We start from the raw sequence: 1,041 nt of genomic DNA on the forward strand, positions 1-1,041 counted from the left end.
CGGTGCTCAGGCCGGCGACGGCGGCGGTGGTCAGCGCCGCCACCTGCGTGGTCGACAGCGCGGCCACCTGGCCGGTGGTCAGGCCCACCAGCTGGCTGCTGCGCAGGGCGGCCACGGCGTTGGTGCTGAGGCCGGCCAGGTCGGCGGTTTCAATCGCGCCGATGCTGTTGCTGCTCAGGGCGGCCACTTGCGCGGTGCCCAGCGCGCCCAGCTGCTGCGAGGTCAACGCCACCACTTGCGCGCTGCCCAGCGCGGCGATGCCGGCGCTGCTGATGGCGGCCAGCGAGGCGGTGGCCAGGGTGTTGATCTGGGTGGTGGTCAGGGCCGCCACCTGCGCGGTGCCCAGCGCGGCGATGGCGGCCGTCTTGATGGCCGACAGGTCGGCGGTTTCCAGCGCTGCCACGGCAGAGGCCGACAGTGCGGCCACCTGCGCGGTGCTCAGGGCGGCCGCTTCGGTGGTGGTCAGGGCCACCACCTGGTCGCTGGTCAGCGCTTTCACCTGATTGACGGTGAGCGCGGCCACGGCGTTGGTCGACAGGGCGGCGAAGTCGGCGGTTTCCAGCGCGGCGATCGCGCTGGTGCTCAGCGCCAGCACTTGCGCGGTGCTCAGCACGGAGGCTTGCGCGGTGGTCAGGGCAACGATTTGCGCGCTGCTCAGGCCGGCGACGGCGGCGGTGGTCAGGGCCGCCACTTGCGTGGTCGACAGCGCCGCCACCTGGCCGGTGGTCAGGCCGCTCAACTGAGCGCTGCGCAGAGTGGCGATCTGCTGGGTGGTCAGGCCGGCCAGGTCGGCGGTCTCGATCGCGCCGATGCTGTCGTCGGTCAGGGCCGCCACTTGCTGGGTGCTCAGGGCGCCGATCTGTTGCGAGGTCAGCGCCACCACTTGCGCGGTGCCCAGGGCGGCGATGCCCTGGCTGCTGATGGCGGCCAGGGTGGCGGTGGCCAAGGTGTTGATCTGGGTGGTGGTCAGGGCCGCCACTTGCGCGGTGCCCAGGGCGGCGATGGCCGCCGTCTTGAGCGCGGCCAGGTCGGCGGTCTCCA

Annotated in this window: 1 pseudogene; it reads right to left on the bottom strand. The window is 72.7% G+C overall.

What is annotated here, in order from left to right:
* A pseudogene (locus FHW83_RS30425) lies at positions 1-1,041 on the bottom strand (heme utilization protein); the annotation flags it as partial.

The sequence above is a fragment of the Duganella sp. SG902 genome (assembly GCF_013376005.1).
Classification (GTDB): Bacteria; Pseudomonadota; Gammaproteobacteria; order Burkholderiales; family Burkholderiaceae_D; genus Rugamonas.